At 70.2% G+C, this 20438-nt stretch carries 18 protein-coding genes; 8 read left to right on the top strand and 10 right to left on the bottom strand.

The window, feature by feature from the left end; all coding sequences use genetic code 11:
- Positions 1-34: 34 nt before the first annotated feature.
- Positions 35-862, bottom strand: coding sequence for a polyphosphate kinase 2 (gene ppk2, locus G7071_RS03240; protein WP_166314850.1), 828 nt, complete (start codon positions 860-862; stop codon positions 35-37).
- 150 nt (positions 863-1012) lie between these two features.
- Here ppk2 and G7071_RS03235 point away from each other — a divergent pair, with 150 nt between their 5' ends.
- Both G7071_RS03235 and G7071_RS03230 read left to right on the top strand, forming a co-directional pair.
- The gene (locus G7071_RS03235) at positions 1013-2806 is read left to right on the top strand and encodes an acyl-CoA dehydrogenase (protein WP_215727633.1); all 1794 of its coding nucleotides are present in this window, start codon (positions 1013-1015) and stop codon (positions 2804-2806) included.
- 42 nt (positions 2807-2848) lie between these two features.
- On the top strand, positions 2849-4213 hold the full coding sequence (locus tag G7071_RS03230; protein ID WP_166314848.1) for an MFS transporter: 1365 nt from the start codon (positions 2849-2851) through the stop codon (positions 4211-4213).
- A 7-nt stretch (positions 4214-4220) separates the two neighbouring features.
- Here the strand turns inward: G7071_RS03230 and G7071_RS03225 are convergent, their stop codons facing one another.
- From G7071_RS03225 to G7071_RS03210, 4 genes are all read right to left on the bottom strand, one after another.
- Positions 4221-5687, bottom strand: a complete 1467-nt coding sequence (locus tag G7071_RS03225; protein ID WP_166314846.1) for a hypothetical protein — start codon at positions 5685-5687, stop codon at positions 4221-4223.
- Positions 5688-5735: 48 nt separating this feature from the next.
- Positions 5736-7448 carry a DNA/RNA helicase domain-containing protein gene (locus G7071_RS03220; protein ID WP_166314844.1) on the bottom strand — a complete coding sequence of 571 codons (1713 nt, stop codon included), beginning with the start codon at positions 7446-7448 and terminating at the stop codon, positions 5736-5738.
- Positions 7429-7752, bottom strand: coding sequence for a nucleotide pyrophosphohydrolase (locus G7071_RS03215; protein WP_166314842.1), 324 nt, complete (start codon positions 7750-7752; stop codon positions 7429-7431). Before G7071_RS03215 ends, G7071_RS03220 begins: the two co-directional genes overlap by 20 nt.
- A gap of 83 nt (positions 7753-7835) precedes the next feature.
- The gene (locus tag G7071_RS03210) at positions 7836-8252 is read right to left on the bottom strand and encodes a hypothetical protein (protein WP_166314840.1); all 417 of its coding nucleotides are present in this window, start codon (positions 8250-8252) and stop codon (positions 7836-7838) included.
- 110 nt (positions 8253-8362) lie between these two features.
- Between G7071_RS03210 and G7071_RS03205 the strand changes: the two genes are divergently transcribed.
- Together G7071_RS03205 and G7071_RS03200 are read left to right on the top strand one after the other, a co-directional pair.
- Positions 8363-9553 carry a sensor histidine kinase gene (locus G7071_RS03205; protein ID WP_166314838.1) on the top strand — a complete coding sequence of 397 codons (1191 nt, stop codon included), beginning with the start codon at positions 8363-8365 and terminating at the stop codon, positions 9551-9553.
- A complete protein-coding gene (locus G7071_RS03200) occupies positions 9550-10209 on the top strand; it encodes a response regulator (RefSeq protein WP_166314836.1) in 660 nt (219 codons plus the stop codon). The genes G7071_RS03205 and G7071_RS03200 overlap by 4 nt, the downstream gene beginning before the upstream one ends.
- Here the strand turns inward: G7071_RS03200 and G7071_RS03195 are convergent.
- Genes G7071_RS03195 through G7071_RS03185 form a run of 3 tightly spaced genes read right to left on the bottom strand, consistent with a single transcriptional unit; the run spans position 10206 to position 12756 of the window.
- Positions 10206-10451: a hypothetical protein gene (locus tag G7071_RS03195; protein ID WP_166314834.1), complete on the bottom strand. Its 246-nt coding sequence runs from the start codon at positions 10449-10451 to the stop codon at positions 10206-10208. The two genes, G7071_RS03200 and G7071_RS03195, sit on opposite strands and share 4 nt — an antisense overlap.
- Entirely contained in the window at positions 10448-10900 is a 453-nt protein-coding gene (locus tag G7071_RS03190; RefSeq protein WP_166314832.1) for a 3'-5' exonuclease, read from the bottom strand. The genes G7071_RS03195 and G7071_RS03190 overlap by 4 nt, the downstream gene beginning before the upstream one ends.
- 2 nt (positions 10901-10902) lie before the next feature.
- Entirely contained in the window at positions 10903-12756 is a 1854-nt protein-coding gene (locus G7071_RS03185; protein ID WP_166314830.1) for a DUF294 nucleotidyltransferase-like domain-containing protein, read from the bottom strand.
- A 90-nt stretch (positions 12757-12846) separates the two neighbouring features.
- Here G7071_RS03185 and G7071_RS03180 point away from each other — a divergent pair, with 90 nt between their 5' ends.
- From G7071_RS03180 to G7071_RS03165, 4 genes are all read left to right on the top strand, one after another.
- A complete protein-coding gene (locus G7071_RS03180) occupies positions 12847-13971 on the top strand; it encodes a sensor histidine kinase (protein WP_166314828.1) in 1125 nt (374 codons plus the stop codon).
- 7 nt (positions 13972-13978) lie between these two features.
- The gene (locus G7071_RS03175) at positions 13979-14944 is read left to right on the top strand and encodes a cobalamin B12-binding domain-containing protein (protein ID WP_166314826.1); all 966 of its coding nucleotides are present in this window, start codon (positions 13979-13981) and stop codon (positions 14942-14944) included.
- A gap of 48 nt (positions 14945-14992) precedes the next feature.
- On the top strand, positions 14993-15859 hold the full coding sequence (locus G7071_RS03170; RefSeq protein ID WP_166314824.1) for a helix-turn-helix domain-containing protein: 867 nt from the start codon (positions 14993-14995) through the stop codon (positions 15857-15859).
- Between the two features lie 106 nt (positions 15860-15965).
- A complete protein-coding gene (locus G7071_RS03165) occupies positions 15966-17171 on the top strand; it encodes a glycoside hydrolase family 16 protein (protein WP_166314823.1) in 1206 nt (401 codons plus the stop codon).
- A gap of 91 nt (positions 17172-17262) precedes the next feature.
- Here the strand turns inward: G7071_RS03165 and G7071_RS03160 are convergent, their stop codons facing one another.
- Both G7071_RS03160 and G7071_RS03155 read right to left on the bottom strand, forming a co-directional pair.
- Positions 17263-17913 carry a PxKF domain-containing protein gene (locus G7071_RS03160; RefSeq protein WP_166314821.1) on the bottom strand — a complete coding sequence of 217 codons (651 nt, stop codon included), beginning with the start codon at positions 17911-17913 and terminating at the stop codon, positions 17263-17265.
- Positions 17910-20276 carry an HYR domain-containing protein gene (locus G7071_RS03155; protein WP_166314818.1) on the bottom strand — a complete coding sequence of 789 codons (2367 nt, stop codon included), beginning with the start codon at positions 20274-20276 and terminating at the stop codon, positions 17910-17912. Before G7071_RS03155 ends, G7071_RS03160 begins: the two co-directional genes overlap by 4 nt.
- Positions 20277-20438: the final 162 nt, after the last annotated feature.

Below are 20438 nucleotides of genomic sequence, written 5' to 3'. Positions count from 1 at the left end.
GGGCCACATCTTGGCCATATTTCGAGCCCTTGGCTCAGAACAGTCGCGGCACGAAGGACTGCTCGTGCATGGGCGTCCGGACATAGGGGATGTCCTTGACCTCGGGCAGCACGACGGGATCGGGAGCCACGTCCTCGTAGTCGAACTGGGCGAGCAGGTGGCTGATGCAGTTGAGCCGGGCTGCCTTCTTGTCGTCGGACGGCACGACCCACCAGGGCGCCTGCTTGATGTCGGTGTGCTGGAAGGTGGTGTCCTTGGCCATCGAGTAGCGGACATAGAGCTCACGCTCGGCGAGGTCCATGTCGGAGAGCTTCCAGCGCTTGAGGGGCTCGGCGTTGCGCGCCTCGAACCGTCGCTGCTGCTCCTCCGCGCTCACCGAGAACCAGTACTTCAGGACCACGATCCCGGACCGGACCAGCATCCGCTCGAACTCCGGGCAGCTGCGCAGGAACTCCTGGTGCTCCTCCTCGGTGCAGAAGCCCATCACCCACTCGACGTTGGACCGGTTGTACCAGCTGCGGTCGAACAGGACCATCTCTCCTGCGGCCGGCAGGTGCTCGACGTAGCGCTGGAAGTACCACTGCGTGCGTTCGCGGTCGGTGGGCTTGGGCAGGGCGACGATCCGTACGGTGCGAGGGCTGGTTCGCTCGGTGATCCGCTTGATCACTCCGCCCTTGCCGGCCGATCCGCGGCCCTCGAAGATCACCAGGACCTTCAGGCCCTGCGACTGGATCCAGTACTGCAGGAGCACCAGCTGCTCCTGCAGCCGCTCCATCTCGGCGTCATAGACCGACGTCCGCAGCCTGCCCTTGCTCGTGTAGCGCTCGTCGTGCTCCTGCTGCGGGGTCTGGCGCTCGTCCATGTCGTGTCGCCTCCTGGTGGCGCACCCATCGTCATACCGCGCGGCCCCGCGGGCAAGCACGGCTCGACCACCAGGTCGCCCGGCCGGCTCCACGCACGACCCTCGATGTTGAATGGGGGCTTGCGTGCACGGCCGACCGAGGGAGTCCTGATGAGCCAGATCATGTCGCGCCGCGACCTGGAGTTCCTGCTGTTCGAGTGGCTCGACACCGAGGCCCTCTTCGAGCGGAAGCACTTCGCCGAGCACTCGCGTGACGTCGTGGAAGACCTGCTGCGCCTCGCCGAGCGGGTCGCGACCGACCACTTCGCCCCTCACAACCGGGCGGCGGACCTGGCCGAGCCACGCTTCGACGGGACGTTGGTCGAGCTGATCCCCGAGGTGGAGCCGGCGCTGCGGGCCTTCGCCGACGCGGGCTTCCTGGCCGCCCCGCTGAGCCACGAGGCCGGTGGGCTGCAGCTGCCCTCATCGGTCTTCGGTGCCTGTATGGCGTGGTTCCAGGCCGCCAACGTCGGGACCTCGGGCTATGCGCTGCTCACCCTCGCCAACGCCAACCTGCTCACCGTGCACGCGAGCCCGGAGCTGGTCGAGCGGTTCGTCGAGCCGATGACCACGGGCCGGTTCTTCGGCACCATGGCGCTCTCCGAGCCCGACGCCGGCTCCAACCTGGCGGACATCACCACCCGTGCCGAGCCGCAGGCCGACGGCACCTACCGGCTGTTCGGACGCAAGATGTGGATCTCCGCCGGCGACCACGAGATGGGCGAGAACATCGTCCACCTCGTGCTGGCCCGCACCCCCGACGCCCCGCTCGGCACCAGGGGCATCTCGCTGTTCCTGGTGCCGAAGTATCTGGTCGCCGAGGACGGCTCGGTGGGGGAGCGCAACGACGTGGTGCTGGCCGGGATCAACCACAAGATGGGCTTCCGCGGGACGGTCAACACCGCCCCGGTCTTCGGGGACGGCGCCTTCACGCCCGGCGGACGGCCCGGGGCCGTCGGCCACCTCGTCGGCACCGAGAACCGCGGGCTGCCGGCGATGTTCACGATGATGAACGAGGCCCGCATCGGCGTCGGTCTCGTCGCCACGGCGCTGGGCTACACCGGCTACCTGAAGTCGCTGGCCTATGCCCGCGAACGGCTGCAGGGCCGGCCAGTGGGCGCGTCGCCGGACTCACCACAGGTGCCGCTCGTCGAGCACCCGGACGTGCGCCGGATGCTGCTGGCCCAGAAGTCCTATGCCGAGGGCGCGCTGGCCCTCAACCTCTATTGCTCGCGGCTCGTCGACGACATCGCGTCGCTCGACGACCCGACCGCGGTGGCCGAGGCCGAGAAGCTGCTCGGGATCCTCACGCCGGTCGCCAAGAGCTGGCCCTCGCAGTGGTGCCTGGCAGCCAACGACCTGGCCATCCAGGTGCTGGGCGGGGCCGGCTACACCCGCGACCACGACGTCGAGCAGCACTACCGCGACAACCGGCTCAACCCGATCCACGAGGGCACCCACGGCATCCAGGGGATGGACCTCCTCGGCCGCAAGGTGCTGATGGACGCCGGCGCCGGCCTGGCCGTGCTGGTGGGCCGGATGCACGCCACGGCGCGACGGGCAGAGGCCACCGGCGATCCCGCCGGCGTTGCGTATGCCGAGCAGCTGTCGGCATACGCCGATCGACTCGTCGAGGTGACGGGCGCGATCGGGGGACTCGGCGACCAGCGGTCGATGCTGGCCGACGCCACCGCCTATCTCGAGGCCACCGGCCACCTCGTGGTCGCCTGGCTCTGGCTCGAGCAGTGGCTGGTGGCGGCCGGCAAGGACTCGACGTTCCATGACGGCAAACGGGCGGCCACGCGCTACTTCTTCGCCCGCGAGCTGCCGAAGACCGGCCCCCTGCTCGACCTGCTCGCCGCCGGTGACCGCACCACCCTCGACCTTGACCCCGACGTCCTGTGAGCGAGCGCGGGCCGCGCGGGAATCCCCAGCCATGCTGCGGGGTTGCAGCCTGACGTGACCCAGGCCGAGGACTCCCGACGCGTCTCCATGCTCCTCGGGCTCCTCTTCGGCCTGGCCGGCATGGGCTCCTCGTCGGCGGCGCTGGTCTTGCCCCAGGTGGCGGCCGAGTTCGACACCACCGTCGGGGTGGCCGCCTGGACGATCAGCGGCTATGTCCTGCTGCTCGCCGTGTCGACCGCCGTCTATGGCCGGGTCGCCGACCTGGTCGGAGTCCGCGGTCCGCTGCTCTTCGGCATCGGCCTGATGACGACCGGCGCGCTGGTCGCGGCGATCGCCCCGACGTTCTCCGTGCTGCTCACCGCGCGGCTCTTCCAGGGCGCCGGCGCGGCAGCGGTCTCGACCCTCGGCGTCGCGGTGCTGAGCTCCCGCTATGACGGCTCGGTGCGCGGGCTGGCCCTGGGTCGGCTGGCAGCCGTGGCCGCAGCGGTGAGCGCAGTCGGCCCGCTGATCGGTGGCGTCGTCGAGCTCGCCTTCGGCTGGCGCGCGGTGATGGCGCTGCCACTGCTCGGAGCGCTCGTCCTCCCGGCCGTGTGGCACACCCTGACCAAGGAGGGCAGCGGCGCCCGCCTCGACATCCTCGGCGCCGTGCTCGTGGCCCTGACGGCCGGCGGCCTGATCCTGCTCGTGCAGTCACCCTCGACCGGGCTCGCGGTCGCCGTGACCGGAGTGCTGCTGATGGTGCTCGGGGCTCCGCTCGTCGCCCACTGGGTGCGTCGCAACCCGCACGGCTTCCTGCCGCACGAGGTGATCACCAACGGAACCGTGGTCCGCTCGGCTCTCGCCGCAGCGTCGATGCCGGCATCGTGGTTCGCCCTGCTGATCGGGGTGCCTGCGGTGATGGTGGACGCCGGCTGGCAGCCGTGGCAGGTCGGACTGCTACTCCTCCCGACGGCTGTGGTGGCCATGCAGGTCCCCTCGCGCGCCGGCCCCCTGCTCGACCGTCGAGGCGGTGCCTGGACGCTCGCTGTCGCAGGCGTCCTGTCGGCCGCCTCGCTGCTGACCGCAGCGCTCGCCACCGCTCTGGTGACCCTCACCGACCAGTCCTGGATCACGGTCGTGGCGTCGGTGATCCTGATGGTCTCGGTGATGCTGTGCGCGGTGTCGTTCGGCATGGGCCAGCCCGCGCTGATGGCGACGGTCGGGGACGCGGTCGAGGCCCACGTCCGCGGAGTCGCCATCGGTGTCGCCACGCTGATGTTCCTGGTCGGCGGCAGCGTCGGCTCGGCCGTGATCGCCGGTCTGGGCGCGCTGGTCGGCATCCCGATCAGCTTCGCCGTGCTGGCGCTCCTGCCAGTGCTGGCGCTGGTCGTCCTGGGGCCCGAGCTCAAGCGCGCGGCCCTCGTCTGAGGCTGCTTCAGGACGCGTAGTGCTCGGCGGACAGTGTGAGCTTGCTGAGATAGATCTCGACACCGTCTGGTGCGCTGAGCATGATGTCGGCGTCGTCGTCCTCCAGTCGGTGGGTCCCGTGCTGGTCGATGAGGTAGGTGAGGTGGTTGGGGGTCTGCCACAGGTGGCGGCCGGGGCCGACGACACGGCAGCGGTAGCCGCCGTGGGTCTTCCAGCGGTGATGGCGTCTTCGTAGCGGCCCGGAGTTGTGGGGGCCGGTCTGGCCGGGCGGGCCTTGGACGTCGTAGGGGGTGCTGTGATCGAAGTCGACGCGGTCGCGGGTCGCAGTTCGGGGTGAGAACGGGAAGACGTCGCCGCCTGTGAGGGCCCAGACGTGGTCCTTGAGCCTCTCGGGGTGCTCGTAGGCGTCGACCCTGGGCCGGTCGGCGAGGTCAAGGACCGGGGTGACGGTGAGGTCGCAGTGTCCGAGAACCTGGGCGAGCTGGGCCACGTCGATCGGGCCGACGCCCTCGATCCGCGCGACCCCGCGACCCGAACGGAGCGCGGTGTCGGTGAGGTGTACGAAGAGCTGTCCGCGACCGCGCAGTGCAGCAAGCCGTCTGGCGGGCAACGCGCAGAGCCGGTCGACGGTGTCGGCCAGGTGGTCGGGGGCCCAGGCCGGCTGCTCGCCCGGGTTCGGGTCGGTGTGGTCGATCAGCAGCTTGAGCAGGTCGACGGGGCGGGCCAGCCAGCCCATCGCGAGTGACCGGAGCTCGTCGCGGTTGTGGTCGTGGCCATGGGTCAACGTGAGGATGTCGGCGACGCGGTCGACCATCGCGTCGATCCACGCGCCGTCGCCGGCGGTGACGCGGGCGATGACGTGGCGATAGCCGAACTCGTCAGCGCGTGAGATCGCGACGTAGCGCTTGTGTCGCGAGATCTCCTGCTCTCCGGCGTGGGTCTCGGGGTCGGCCTCGATCACCTTGGCCCGGGCGAGCTCAAGCACGGTCGCCGGTGCGTGACCGGCGATCACTCGGGCGACCGCCCGGTCCACGATGTCGATAGCGTCGAGCAGCACGCCTCGGGAGATGACGGCGACCTTGCGCGCGACCCACGGCTCACAATCACCGGCGACCACGACCGCCCAGGTTCGGGGGAGGCGGTGCATTAGGTCCAGCGCGTCAGCCATCAACGCGCGGGTGGAGGCGGGGTGGGTCTCCCGCACCATCGCAAGCTCGGGGATCGCGTGGTCGCGCACCGACGGTGTGCCGTCTCCGCCCGGTGTGCTCATTGGGTCGCGCTCACGACGAGGGTGGCCGTTGCGCAGCGCCCACTGCGCTGCTCGCACCAGCTCGGCAACTTCAGCGCGGCGGCGTACGCCCAGCTCGGCTGCTGCAGCCTCGAGGAACGCCCGGTCGGACGACTCATCACCCGCCGTGCCCGCACCCGGCAGCACCGTCTGAGCGGTGTCCTGGGGGGATGGGGGCTGGGCCATGACTCATTATCTATCGAACAGGTGTTCGAGTCAAGGTTGAGTTCCAACTCAGAAGAATTTCCGCAAGTGTTCGCGGAGCGGCCCGTCGCACACGTACAGGTATGTCCCGAGCATGCCCCGCGTCAGCAGCACGGCGTAGATGTTGCGCACGAACTGCAGGATGTCGTCGTCGGAGTAGGAGATGCCGCGCATCCTGTTGTTAGTGGTGCCTCTCGGGTCGTGATAGTTCTCGCGGTCGAAATAGATGCGGTTGGTGTCGACGTCGTAGCGCAGGTCTTTGCCGATGATCACGCCCGCGTAGTTGAGGTCGTAGCCCTGGATCGTGTGGATGGACCCAACCTCGTCGATCGACGTCGGCGAGTTGACCCAGTCGACGTCGGTGGCGTTCCAACGAAGCTGCAGCCCACCAACGTGGATGTCCAGAGCGTTGGCGTCGTGCTTGCCCTTCCATGGCCACGCGAAGCCGGCGAGAAGTCGAGCCAGTCCCGTCTCCTCCTCCCGCGCGATGATGGCTTCGCGGAGCTGCTCCGGATCGTCGAAGAAGCGCAGGTCGTAGCCGACGAAGTTGCGGCGCACCTGTGTCGTGCCTTCCAGCACCCCTCGCACGTAGCCGACGTAGTCGTCGCCAGCTCGGACCCGCATCTGGGACGTGAGGGGATAATGGCGCCCGCTTCGTCTCACGACCTCAACGAGCTCGCGGGTAGTCTCGATGGGTAGGTCTGCCGGCCGGACGGCCTGCGCGCCGTCGAGCAGATAGATCTGGTGCCGACTCTGGTGGTCGATCCAGTCCAGCTGAGTGATGGAGGAATCGTCCTCGCCGAACAGCTTGATGTTGATGTCGGCGAACAACTTGTTGAGCGGGCCGGCCGCTTGGGCCGCGCGCTGGTTGAGGCGGTGAGCCTCATCGACGATGAGCAGGTCGAACCGCTGTGTGGCCCCACCGACCTCGAAGGGGCTGAGGACCTGCTGCGGTGACAACCCCGGCGTCTTGCGAAAGACCCTCCTGATGGATCGTCGGAGCGACTGCTGCGGCACGACCATCGCGACATTGAAGTCGACGAGAAGCTCCGGGTAGCCGGGGACGAAGAACTCCGACAGCAGTGAATCGCTGTCGGGTGGGCTCGTCACGTCGGCGTGCTTGATGTCCATCAGCAGTTTGGCGAGGAAGATGCCGACGACCGTCTTGCCGGTCCCGGGGGCGCCTTGGATGACGATGCGGCTCGATGCATTCGTCTGCAGGTCTTGGAACAAACCGCTCAGGATGTCGTCGACTGCGATCGCTTGGTCCTGGGTCAGGGCCTTGAACGGTGAAAGCTTGAAAAGGTCGGTGTTCTCGATCTCATGGATCGGTCGGCTGAAGGCACCGCGCTCGCGCAGTTCGTCGAAGATGTCGCGAAAAGTGTGGCGATAGTCCTCGCGCCGGTAGTAGTCGGAGTCGGTGATCCCGTGGTTGCCGTTGAGCACGTCGAACTGACCGTCGCCTGCGAACAAGCGAATGAGGAACGACTCCAGGTCCAGGCAGACGGACTTGTTGAAGCTGTCGTCGACGACGACTCGCGCGCTTGTCAGGTTGCTGCGTTGTGGAGATGCCAGATGCTGGCGAAACCTTGCTGCGACGTTGAGGGACTCCCCGACATAGATCTTCCCGGCACCGTCGAGGGTGTAGACCACGGGCCAGTTCCGGAACCGGGGCTCCAGCGGCGCCCAGGCTGCGAGCTGGTCTGCGTTGAACCGGACTTCCTCAATCCGGAAGCCGGTCATACTTCTCGCTCCGTCCACGCGCCTTCTCGACGGGATACTTGGCTCGCGTGACCTCGAGCTTGTCGAGCACCACCTGATCCAGATCGACCCCCAGACCTGCCGCTAGCAAGTGGCAGTAGGTGGCTATGTCGGCCAGCTCTTCCTTGACTCGCGCTACGTCTCCGCTGTCGGACCACTGAAAGCACTCGAGCAGCTCACCTGCTTCGATCGCGATGCTCTTGGCCAGGTTTTCAGGGCTGTGAAACTGCGACCAGTCGCGTTCGTCGACGAACGCGCGAAGCTGGTCACGGACGGATGGCGACATGTCAGCACTCTAGGGAGTGATCGCCGCGATCCGTGGGCGCTGGAGCATGTCAGCCGGCGACCCGCGGGACGCCCGCCGCCGACTCAGCCCCGCACCACGACCCTCGTCGAGCGCCAGGCCAGCAGCAGCACCCCGAGCAGCACGGCGTCGAAGGCAAGGAAGAGAACGCCCTCGGGCTCGTCATAGACGGGGATCTTCACCAGCGTGACAGCCACTCCGAGGGCGACGGCGAGGAAGCCCAGGCGGATCCGGCGGTCGGCCGGGAGGCCGGGGGCGAAGGCGACGGCGAGCTTGAGCACGAAGCCGGCCAGCATCAGCGCGACGACCGGCACGTCGACCCAGGGGCCGATCCACACGGCCTCCTCGGGGGCGATCAGGATGAAGTAGGTGGCGCCTGCCAGCCCGTTGATGCCGAGCAGGCCGGCGACGACACGGGCGGCCGTGAGGGTGTGGTTGCGGGGGCGGACATCGGTCCTGGTGGTGTCAGAGGTCATGGTCATGGCGCGACGCTAGGTCGGCGGGACCGCCCACCACATCGGGTCACGGGCTGGTCCGAGCTCATCCCACGGGTTGAGTCCGCCGAGGCCCGGATCGTCCTAGTCTCGGCCCCATGGCCAACGGATGGCGAGGCGTCGCGGGTCGACCCGACGCGCTGCTCGCTGCCGTCTTCGTCCTTGGGAGCCTCGCCCAGGTGGTGTGGCTGCAGCCGGTCCGGCCCCTGTCGTCGCCGTCGAACGACTGGTTCGGCCCGGTGCTCGCGGTCGTGTCGATGCTCCCGCTGGCCTGGCGGCGCAGTCGCCCGGCGGTTGCTGCGATCCTCGGCAGCTCGCTGTGGTGGGTGCCGACTGACGCCTTCCTGCTGCTGGGCTATGTCGCCGCGATCATCCTCTTCTACTCCCTCGGACGCTGGTGCCGGAGCCTGCGCCGGGGGCTGCTGGCCTGCGGGTGGGCCCTGACCAGCGGGACGCTGGGAATCCTCGCGATCGAGCAGGAGATCGGGCTCGCCGACCTGCTGCTCGGTGGCGATGCGCGACGGATCGGGGAGGAGCTGCCCGGCGCCCCGACGCTGCTCGGGGTGCTGGGCTTCTGGCTGCTCCTGCTCGGCTCCTTCACCGTCGGACGATGGCTGGCCCACCAGGATCGCGCGTCGGACCGTCGGGTCGCCGAGGAGCGCGAGGCAGCCGGACGCGAGGCCGCGAGCTCGGAGCGGGCGCGCATCGTCCGCGAGCTCCACGACGTCGTCGGCCACGAGGTGACGCTCATGTCGATCCACTCCGAGGCGGCGGCGCAGGCCCTCGAGCTCGCCCCCGATCGTGCCGCCGAACCCATCGCCGCCGTGCGCGAGACCGCCCAGCGCGCCGGCCGCGAGCTGCGCGCGATCCTCGACCTGCTCGGCGGCGGCGAGCTGGCCGTCGTCCCCGACGGTCGTGGCCTCGAGGAGCTCGTCGAGCGCGCGCAGCGACTGGGCATCGCCAACCGCCTCGAGGTCACCGGCACGCCGTGGGAGGACGCCCCGCGCCACTGGCTGGCGGTCAACCGCATCGTCCAGGAGTGCCTCACCAATGCCGGCAAGCACGCGCCCGGCGAGAGGGTCGACGTCCGGGTGGACTGGTCACCGGAGGGCGTCGTCATCCGCGTCGACAACGCCGCCTCGGCGCAGGACGACACCGGGCCGGGGAGGGGCGTCCTCGGTATGGCGGAGCGTGCCCGCCTCCTCGGCGGGACCCTGACGGCCGAGCGGGTCGAGGGTCGCTTCGAGGTGGTCGCGCAGCTGCCGGCGGGCGGGGGGCGGGCGCGATGACGCGAGTGCTGCTGGCCGACGACCAGCCCATGGTGCGCAGCGGGTTGAGGCTGATCCTCGAGCTGGCGGGGGTCGACGTGGTGGGCGAGGCGGGCGACGGCGCCGAGGCGGCGTCGCTGGCGGCCGAGCTGCGGCCCGACGTGGTCCTGATGGACGTGCGGATGCCGGGCACCGACGGGATCGAGGGGACCCGCCGGATCGTGGCTGCGGCGCTCCCGACCCGGGTTCTCGTCCTGACGACGTTCGACCTCGATCAGCACGTCTATGACGCACTGCGTGCGGGCGCCGCCGGGTTCATGCTCAAGGACGCCTCCGCCCAGCAGCTGGTGGCCGCGGTCGAACGGACTGCGGCAGGAGAGGCGCCTCTTGCGCCGGCGGTGCTGGCCCGGATGGTCGAGCTCTTCCTGGAGCGGGCCCCGGTCGCCGAGCCCGAGCCGGTGCAGCTGGACTCGCTGAGCCCGCGCGAGCGCGAGGTGCTGGCCCTGATGGCGTCCGGCCTGACCAACGGCGAGATCGCCGCCCACCTCGTGCTGTCCCTGGCCACCGTGAAGACCCACGTGCGCAGCATCCTGGCCAAGCTCGACGCCCGGGACCGGGTGCAGGCCGTCCTGCTGGCCCACCGCTTCGGCATCACCGCCGGGCCCGACCCCGGCTAGCCCGAGCGCTTGGGCGAGAGGTCGCGCAGCAGGAGGTCCCGGCCGAGCTTCTGCTCCAGCTCGGCCACCTGGGCCAGCAGCAGCTCGGCGGCGGCGATGGCGTCGGTGAGCGCGTGGTGGGCCGAATAGCGAGGCAGCCCGAACCTCTTGCGTGCGGCATCCAGCCGCAGTGAACCGTTGACCTCCCCGTGCACGTCGGCCACGAGACGGTGCTGCAGCGCCAGGGTGTCGACGACCGTCAACGGGGGCGGGCGCCATACGTCGACAGGGTGGCATCGCCGAGGAACTCCACCTCGATCGGGGCGTGGTGCGCGAGCAGCACCCGGCCGTGCATCGCGGCGAACAGGCGGGGGAGCACGTCGGCCAGCGGGGCTGCGTCGGAGACCACGTCGTCGGTGAGGCGGTGCAGGGTGGCCGAGGAGCCGACGTCCACGTCGCCGGGAGGCCGGACCCGCAGCTCGCGGGCCTCGGAGAGCAGCACCCGTCCGTCGACCACCGGCACCCACCCCACCGACAGCAGGTGGTCGGCGCGCGGGTCCAGGCCGGTCGTCTCGATGTCGAGCGCGAGGAAGCCGACCTGCGACACCGGGGTCGTCTCGCGCGGTGGCGGCGCGGCGGCCAGCTCGCGCAGCGGCCCGGCGGGATAGTGCCCCGGGTCGCTCCGGCGGTGACGGAGGAAGGGCAGGCGCACCCTCATTCGAACCCCGGGGCCAGGCGGCCGGACAGGCTCTGCTGGGCGGACAGCACGATCTCGAAGGAGTCGCGCAGGTGGCGACGCTGGCGCTGGGTGAGGTCGGCGGGCGCCACGTTGTTGTCCGGCTGCTGGCCCGCACGGGCCTGGGCCGCCTGGTGGTGGAGCCTCAGGTAGGACATCAGCTCCAGTGCGTCGCCGAGCTCGGTGGCCATCTCGTGGTCGAGCACCCCGGCCGCCGCCGCGGCCGTCAGGCGGCGCCGCGTCGAGAGCGCCGGCGACCCGGCCCGCAGGGCGTGGATCCGGGCGAGCTGGACCACCGCAGCGATCGGACGCTTGATGTCGAAGGTGTCGCGGTGCTCCCCGTGCCGCTCGAGCACGAGGCCCCGGAAGAAGCCCAGCGGCGGCCGCATGCCGAGGGCCTGCCGCGACAGGTGGCCCAGCAACCGCGGGGAGGCCATGGAGACAGAGGCGAGGTGCACCTCCTCGGCCAGACGGCGATCGCCGACGAGGTGGCGCATGTCGTGGAAGATCGCCGCGTGCAGGACCGCGTCGGGCTGGGGCTCGCGCGACCACGCGGCGAACTGGTGGCGCCACTGCTGAACGGACAGGCGCCACTGCGCATTGGTGGCCATGACGTCGCCGGGGCAGCGCGGCCAGCCGCACCGCTCGAGCGTCGAGGTGACCCGCTCCGCCAGCTCGGCGAACCACGCGTCACCAGCGTCGTCGGTCTCGGCACCCAGCACGATGGCGTGGTCCTGGTCGGCGGTGAACCCCTCCTCCTCGCGGGCCGCCGAGCCCAGCACGACCCAGCTGTAGGGCACCGGCGGCGGGCCGAGGTCGGCCTCGACGAGGGTCACCACACGTCGGCGTACGGCGTCGCCCAGGGCCGTCGCCACCCGAGCGATGTCGGCGGCCGTCACGTCACGCTCCACGAGCTGCCCGAGGACGGCACGGATGCCGTGCGCCTCGGTCACCAGTCCCGACAACGTCTCCTGGCCGCCGATCGAGGCGGCGAGATAGACCGGGTTGGCGTTCTCCAGCCGGACGAGGTCCGTGGTGGTGACGAGGCCGAGCGGTCGTCCGGACTCGTCGACGACGGGCAGGTGGTGGATGTTGCGGCTGACCATCTCCAGCAGCGCCTCGAAGGCCAGGGCGTCGACGGGCACGGTGACGGGTTCGGGTGTCATCACCGACCGGACCCCGCTGTCAGGGGGGAGGCCGGCGGCGAGCACCCGGGTGCGCAGGTCGCGGTCGGTCACGATGCCGCGGAGGGTGTCGTCGTCGGTGACGAGGATGCTGGACACGCCCGCCCCCGACATGGTCCGTGCGGCCTCCGCGACGGTGGTCGTGAGGCCGGTGGTCACCGGCTCCCGGGTCACCAGGTCGCCGACCCTCGTCCCCAGCACGGTGCTGCCGGACGTCGCCCGCTGCAGGTTGTTGATCGCGCGGGACAGTCGCGCGTGGTGAGTGGCGGCATAGAAGGTCGCGAAGTCCGGGTGGTCGCGGGCGAGCTCGTCGAAGGCCTCCTGCTCGAGCACCAGCAGCAGGGTGTCCTCGACAGCGGTGACGCGGTAGCGGGTGGGTCGATGCTCCAGCAGCGAGCTCATCCCGAACGCCTCACCCGTGCCGACCCGGTCGATCAGGTCGCCGGTCTCGTCGCAGACCTCGACGGCGCCGGACCGGACGACATAGAGCCCGTCGCCGCGATCCCCGACGTCGAGCACCACGTGCCCCCGTCGTGCATAGCGCAGCGTGCACCTCCGCGGCAGCCGGTCCAGCGCCACGGCCGGGAGCGCGTCGAACGGCGCGTGCTGGGCCAGGAAGTCCCGGACCTCGGCGAGCTCGACATCCATGCCGCCATGGTGACACCGATCGGCCGCCCGTCGTCCGCCCGACCTGATCGAAAATGCCACCGAACGCCCGCGCGAAGCGCACAATGGTGTATGCCGACAACCTCGATCCTCCCGCCCGACCCGGAGACGGTGGCGACGCTGGACGGGTTCCTCGTCGGTAGCGAGTCGGTCGCTGCGGCGCTGGTGGGTCGCGACGGCGTGATCGTCGAGGCGAACGGCGCACTCGCCCGCCTGACGGGACCCGCGTCGTCGATCCACGACACGGTCGTGCCTGCCCAGCGCGGGATCCTCACCGAGCTCGTCGCCGGGGCGGGGCCGCGATGGCACTCGGCCCAGGCGGGTCTCGTCCGCCCGGACGGTGACGTGGTCGACTGCAAGATCTGGGCCGTCAGCCACCACGAGCGCATCCTCGTCCTTGCCGAGCCGCTGCGAACGCCGGCCGAGAAGCTGAACACGCTCCTGCTCGACCTCAACGACGACCTGCTCAAGGCCCGCCGCGAGCTCGCCGACGGGAACAGGCGACTGCGCGAGCTCGACGAGCTGAAGAACAAGTTCCTCCACGCGTCGAGCCACGACCTCAAGCAGCCGCTGATGGCGATCCTCGGCTATACAGAGCTCCTCGACGAGGACGACCAACCGGCACAGACCCGACGGATGGCGCAGATCATCGAGAAGAACGCGCGGCGCGTGACGTCGATGATCAACGACCTCGTGGGTGCCGCCTGGGTCATGACCGGTGCGCTGGAGCTCCAGCGGAGTCGGGTCGACGTGGTGGCCCTGGTCCGGACGGCGGTGGAGGGCATCCATCCCGCTGCCCAGGCCGGCTCGGTGACCGTCACGCAGAGCGGCATCGAGTCCGCGGAGGCAGAGGTCGACTGCGGCCGTGTGCTCCAGATCCTCGACAACCTGCTCTCGAACGCCGTGAAGTATTCGCCCGACGGTGGACACGTGAGCGTCGACTGCGCGCTCGCAGGGGAGTCCCTGACGGTCACCGTCACCGACACCGGCATCGGGATCCCCGTCGAGGAGCAGCCCCGGATCTTCGAGCGGTTCTTCCGAGCCTCGACCGCGGTCGGTGGGGGGATGGACGGGACGGGACACGGGCTCGCCAACGCGCGCGCCTTCAGCGAGGCCCACGGGGGTCGGCTCACGTGCTCGAGCGAGCCGGGGTCCGGCTCCACCTTCACCCTGACGCTCCCCGTCCTGGCCGACTGAGCACCCGATGAAGAGAGAGCTTGCCGCAGAGATCGGCCGCGCTCGTGACGCCGTCGCGGGCGACGACCTCCGCCTCCACATCGATTTCGTGCAGACCGCGGTCGAGCAGGACGACCCCCACCTGTTCCGCGACTACGCCCTGTGGTGCCGCGACCTGCCCGGTTCGCGTGGGGTGGACGCGGTGACCTTGATCGGGTCCCTCGAGACGATCCGCGCAGAGCTGACGGGTCGTCTGTCTCCTCCGGCCGCGGAGGCAGCCCACGAGGCCGTGTGCGCAGGCATCGACGCGCTCTCCGCAGGGGAGGCCTCACCCTGTGCCAAGGACGCCCCGCACTCGCTTGCCTGCCATCTCTATGTCGCGGCGGCGGTCAGCGGACGCCGCGAGGCGGCGCTCGCGATCGTGCGCGAATCGGTCGGGGACGCCGAGTCGCCGGTGGAGATGTATGTCGAGATCTTCCAGAGCGCCCTCTATGAGGTGGGTCGTCGCTGGCAGACGGCGGGACTCACGGTGGCGGAGGAGCACATGGCCACGGCGACGACCCAGTTCATCCTCAGCGTGCTCCACCAGGAGCGGCCACGGACGGCCGGGCGCCGGGGAACTGCGGTCGTCACCGGGGTGTTCGGCGACCAGCACGTCGTGGGTGCCAACATCGTCGCCAACGTCCTCGATGCCGACGGGTGGGACGTGCGATACGTCGGGACCAACCTTCCGATCGACGACATCGTGGGGGCGGTCAGCAGCACGCAGGCAGACCTCCTGGCGGTCTCGGTCACCAGGCCCGAGTGCGTGGACGCTGCTCGTGAGCTGATCGACCGCGTTCGCGACATCGGTCCGACCCCGCCCCGGGTCATCGTCGGCGGTGCACCGTTCAGGGAGGACCCGCTGCTGTGGCGAGCGGTCGGTGCCGATGGATTCGCCGCTGACGCGCGAAGTGTCGCGGACGTCGCCGTGGCTGGCACGGCGCAGGGCTGAGCACCGGCGTCCGGCGGCAATCCCACCGAACCGCGGACAGGCCGAGCCGTGGCCACCGATGCTTGGCGGGTGCCTCCGGAAACTTCACTGCCTGACCCTGCGGACATCCAGGCCCAGGACCTGGGTCCACGGGTCTGGTGGATGTATGTCGCGCTCGACAGTCCCCGCACCGTCACCGAGCTGGCGGCGGAGTCCGGTCTCGCCGAGTCCTCGGTCAGGGCGCATCTGCGCACCCTCGGCAGGTTCCCTCTCGTCCGGCAGTCGCCGGATGCCGGCCAGCAGGGCACCTACCTGCAGGCGGTCACCCTCTCCGAGGCGCTGCGAGAGCAGGTGGAGGCCAAGGTGGCGAAGGCTGGGATGGCGCTTCCCGCCGCGTCCGCGACCACCCAGTCCTCTCCACGAGTCATGCCGCCGCCGGCGCCGACCTCCGGGTCGGGTGCCAGCCGGTCGGACGCGTCGGCGTCGTCACGACGCACGTGGCTGTGGGTGGCCGCGGTCGCGAGCTGCGTCCTGGGGCTCGTCGTGTTCCTCCAGCTCAGCCAACCTGACGACGACACCGGGACCGAGCGCCCGACCACCGCCGAGACTGCGACCCCGACCCCCTCGGCCAGCACGCCCACCCGACCGCGGAGGCGTCCGTCGCGGACGCCGACGGCCGAGGCGCCTCCGCCGGCGCCCGCCAGCAACACCTCGCTCGACGAGAAGGCAGACAGGCTGGCTGCCATCTACGGCTACACCCTGGCCTCCGACCCACCCGGGACGGGAGCGGGTCTGGCCCAGACCACCTGCAGTCGTGCCGCGGACGGGTGGGACTACGAGGAAGCAGTCGCCGACGACATCTCGGTCGGTGCGCCGGAGTCGGTCGCTGTCGACTGGAACTCGTTCGTCTACGAGGAGTACTGCCCCGCGTACTAGTCAGGGGCGCCCTCGGTGCGGAGAGCCGGCAACCAGGCGGGCGGTGGCGGCGTCGTACTAGGACACGGCGACAGCCGAACACCCCACGTTCGAAACGAGCCCGGACATGCCCCTGCGACGCAGTCTCCTCGGCGGCACCTCGGCGCTGGTGCTGTCCGCGGCGCTGCTGGGCGGGGCGAACCCCGGAGCAGCCGGCGACGACGCAGCCCCAGAGCTCCCCGCCAGCACCTCGCTGGTCACCGACGGCGGCCAGCAGGTCAGGTTGCAGGTGCTGCCCCAGGTCGTGCAGCAGGGTCCGCGGGTCGCCGACCCCGACACGGCCAGGGCGGCCCTCACCGCCACGGTCGAGCCGGTCCGTGTCGGGCGCCGGATCAGGCTCCAGGTGCAGGTCGGCACCGCGTGGACGTCCGTGGCGATCGAACGGCAGGACGCCCGGGGCCGGGTCGAGTTCGCTGCCCCCGCGGCACGCCGGGGACAGCCCCTGACCTACCGGGTCAAGGCCGCGAAGATCGGCGGCCTCGCGGCGGTCGAGAGCGGCACGGTCAGCACGTCGCGGTGGACGACGCCGACCTGGACCGACGAGTTCTCCGGCACAGCCCTTTCTCCCGACTGGAGCTTCCGCGGCCTCGACTACGAGGAGGACAGCCTCCGCCGGTGCTCGAAGGCCGGCGTCGAGGCCGTCCGGGTCGCACGAGGCGCCGTACGCCTCAGCGTCGTCAAGGACCCCGCCCGGACCACGAAGTGCAAGGCGCGCAAGGACGGCAAGGTCGTCGGGAAGTACGCCTACCGCCTCAACGGCCACATCGGCACCCAGGGCGGCTTCGACTTCACGTATGGCGTCGCTGCCGCCCGCATCAAGTTCCACCGCTCGCGTGGTCAGCACGGCGCGTTCTGGATGCAGCCGGTCAGTGGCAACTACCCCGGCAGCCCCGGCCACGAGATCGACATCATCGAGTACTTCGGCGACCACCACCCCCGTGGCGGCCTGACCAGCTTCATCCACCGCTACGAGGACGGCGTCGAGGTACGGCGCGGAGCTCGCGTTGCCAACTTCGGCTCGTTCCTGGCCGGCAGGCGTGACGGCTGGTCGAAGAACTTCCACGTCTTCTCGGTGGAGTGGACGCCCCGGCTGCTGGTCTTCCGCATCGACGGCCGGGAGACCGGCCGGATCCGGGGCGGCATCTCCAGCGTCGCCCAATATCCGATCCTCAGCCTGCTGGCGTCCGACTACGAGATCCCGCACATGCGCGACAGGCAGCTGCCGCAACACATGTATGTCGACTGGATCCGGGTCTGGGAGACCGGCTCCTAGCCACGGCGACACCAGAGAGCCGGGGAGGCAGAGAAGTGGCCCCCGACCTGCGTCGGGGGCCACTCTCACGCAACAGCCGTCGTGACTGCGGCTATTTCAGCGAGATGTTCACCGTGCGGTTCGCGCCGTCGCCCAGGTCGACCCGGAGCTGGTAGGTCCCGCCGCTCAGTGTCTTCGTGCTGAGGTTGAAGACGTACTGCCCGCTCGTGGCGTCGTAGCGGAACAGGTTGCCGGTGGTGGCGCTCGAGGTCGAGATGGCCTCGAGGACGGTCCCGGTGGCGCCCGATCCGATCCGCTGCAGGTAGAGATGGGCGGAGAGGTGGCTGATCCCTGCACTCGCGCCGGTCAGCTGGAACTTCGTCGGGACGGTGCTGCCGAGCTTGAACAGCGAGCTGCCGTCGGCGTTGACCGGCTGGAGGACGTTCGACCAGGCTGCCGTGACCGTGACGGTGAAGCTCTCGGTGCCGATGTTGCCGGCCTCGTCCTCGGCCGTGCAGGTGACCGTGGTCGGGCCGAGCGGGAACGTGCTCCCCGAGGCCCTGTCACAGCCGGCCGCAACGGTGCCGCTCACCGTGTCGGTGGCCGTGGGTGGGGTGTAGGTCACCGCTGCGCCGTTGGCCGACGTGGCGGTCGCCGTCCTGGAGCTCGACACGGTCAGGCTCGGCGCCGTGGTGTCCTCCACCGTGACGGCGAAGGTGTTGTCCCCCAGGTTGCCGGCGCTGTCCCTGACCGAGCACGTCACCTCGGTGGTCCCGAGGGGAAGAGTGCCTCGGAGGGCCGGTCGCAGGTCGCGGTCAACGGCCCGTCCACGTCATCGGACGCCGTGACGCCGATGTAGCTGACGCGCGCGCCCCCCGGACCGGTCGCCTCGGCTGTGATGTCGGCCGGGACGACGACGGTCGGCTTGGTCTGGTCCTGCACCTCGATCGTGAAGGTTGCTGCGCCTTGGTTGCCGGCTCCGTCCGTTGCAGTGCAGGTGACGTTCGTGCTGCCGAGGCGGAAGGTGCTGCCCGAGGCGGGCGTGCAGGTCACGGGGAGACTCCCGCTGACGCTGTCGCTGGCGCTCCCTCCGGTGTAGACGACGTTGCTCGCCCCGGTGGACGACGTGTTCCCGACGACCAGGTTGGCAGGAGCCTGCACCTCAGGAGGTGTGGTGTCGACGACCCTGACCGTGAACGAGTTGGTTCCCCTGTTGCCGGCGGCATCGGTCGCCGTGCAGGTCACCGTCGTGGAGCCCAGGCCGAAGACCGTGTCCGAGGCCTGGGAGCAGGTCGGGTTCAGCGGGCCGTCGACGATGTCCTCGGCGCTGACGTCGCCATACGCGACACGCGCGCCGGTGGGACCGGTCGCCTCGGCGCCCGTGTCGTCGGGGACCCGGACGGTCGGAGCCGTGGTGTCGCGCACCGTCACGGTGAAGCTGTTGGTGCGGGTGTTGTCGGCCGCGTCGGTCGCTGAACAGATCACCGTCGTGGTGCCGAGGGCGAAGGTGGACCCGGAGACCGGCTCGCAGGTGGTGCTCACCGGACCGTCGACGGCATCCTCGGCGGAGGCGCTGAACGAGACGCGTGCTCCCGCTGCTGAGGTGGCTTCCTCGGTGATGGGCTCGGGCACCGTGATCGTCGGGGCCGTCGTGTCCTCGACGGTGACGGTGAAGGAGCTGTCGCCGACGTTGCCGGCCGCATCCTCGGCCGAGCAGGTCACCTCGGTCTCGCCGAGGGGGAACGCCGTCCCGGACGCCTTGTCGCAGGTCGCGTCGACAGGTCCGTCGACGTCGTCGTGCCCAGTCGCGGCGTCATAGGTCACGAGGGCGCCATCGGGCCCGGTCGCCTCGACCGTCACGTTGGCGGGAACCGTGACGATCGGCTTCGTGACGTCCTGGACCTCGACGCTGAAGGTGGCTGTGCCGGTGTTGCCGGCCCGGTCGGTCGCCGTGCAGGTCACGGGCGTGCTGCCCAGGGAGAACCTGGTTCCGGACGCCGGCGTGCAGGTCGCCGGGACGGTGCCGTCGACCAGGTCGATCGCCGTCGCCTCTTCATAGCTGACGGTCGCAGCGTCGTTGCCGACCGTGATGTTGGCGGGTGGCGTGACCACGGGGCCGAGGGTGTCGGTGACCACCACGTCGATCGGGGCGCTCACGCCGGTGTTGCCCGCCTTGTCGGTCGCCGAGCAGGTCAGCGTGGTGGTGCCGACCGGGAAGCCGTCGCCTGGGGCGTGGACGGTGCCGTCCGCGCTGCGACAGGTGACGGGGCGGGTTCCGTCCACCGCGTCGTAGGCGCTGGTGGCGAAGGTGACGTTCGTCAGCCTGCCGCTGGCCTCCGTGGGGGAGGGAGCGTCCGCAGTGACCAGCGGCCGGGTGGTGTCCACGATGCTGTAGGTGGCCGACGCGGTGGCGGTGAGACCCTGGGCGTCGCTGTAGGTGCAGCTCGCAGTCTGGCTCCCGAGCCCCTCAGCGGCCCGTGGGCCGGTGATGGCGCCCAGGCTTGCGTCGAAGGCGCTGTTGCCGTCCTCCTTGTCGGTCACCGAGCACCCGGCGACCGGGACGTTGCCGAACTCGTAGGGCGAGCCGCCCGTGACTCGCGTGACGGACACCGCCGGAGCAGTGTTGACCACCGCAGGCTTGGTCACCGTCAGCGTGAAGGTCGCGCCGCTCGTGGTGTACGTGCCGCCACCGGCGTCGGTCACCGACACCGAGATCGTGTAGGAGCCGGGCGTGCTGGAGGAGAAGGCGAAGGACTGGGTCGTCCCGCATCCCGTGAACTGCCGGGTAGCGGGAGATACCGTCACTACTGCTGGCTTGATCACCGTCAGGGTCGCGGGTGTGTCGTCACCGGGGTTGCAGCTGTTCTGCGTGTCCCCGTCCTTGTTGCTGTTCTCGTTCTGGATGCTGTAGCCGATCGTCGTCGTGGTCTCCCCGGCGATGACCGTCGGGCTACCGCCCGCAACCACCGTGTTGGACACGATGTCGGCGTGCGCGGCGGTCGGCATCGCCAGGACCGCGAGTGCGCCTGCCGTGCCGAGCGCAAGCGCCCGCCGTGACTGCCTCCAGGTCCGGGACACTGCGACCGGACCGATCGTCGTGCTCGAACAGTTCCTCAACAACCCCATGACGTGCCCCTCAGCCCCAATGTCGGCCGACCCCCGTGGGCCGGCCCTACCAACAGGGTTGGTCCCGTCGTCGCGCAGCGGTAGTGGTGTGGGCGTTCAGCCACCTAAACGCTGCGTTCAAACCCCTAAACGCCGTTACGACCTCGACCCGTGCAGTTTCAA

Source organism: Nocardioides piscis (assembly GCF_011300215.1).
Taxonomy (GTDB): domain Bacteria; phylum Actinomycetota; class Actinomycetes; order Propionibacteriales; family Nocardioidaceae; genus Nocardioides; species Nocardioides piscis.
This window is presented reverse-complemented; position numbering and strand designations above follow the sequence as displayed.